The organism is Shewanella sp. ECSMB14101, from assembly GCF_000773485.1.
Classification (GTDB): Bacteria; Pseudomonadota; Gammaproteobacteria; order Enterobacterales; family Shewanellaceae; genus Shewanella; species Shewanella marisflavi.
Window position 1 is genome coordinate 1 of sequence record NZ_JSFF01000018.1, and the last position, 243, is coordinate 243.

Sequence of the window (243 nt, forward strand, 5' to 3'; positions counted from 1 at the left end):
GCTCTACCGACTGAGCTAACGACCCATCTTATTGATACTGATGAAACTTAACCCGGTATCAGAGGTTAAAAGCCAACTGCCCTTTCTCTACACTCTTTACAAGAGCAAGCGACTGAGCTAACGACCCATCTTTGGTGCCTAACTATTTAACCACTGTCAGAAAAGTGGTGGGTCGTGAAGGATTCGAACCTTCGACCAATTGGTTAAAAGCCAACTGCTCTACCGACTGAGCTAACGACCCAT

General features: G+C 46.1%; 1 tRNA gene. It reads right to left on the bottom strand.

The window, feature by feature from the left end:
- Nucleotides 1-165: 165 nt before the first annotated feature.
- Nucleotides 166-241 (bottom strand) — tRNA-Lys (locus tag NY07_RS13910).
- Nucleotides 242-243: the final 2 nt, after the last annotated feature.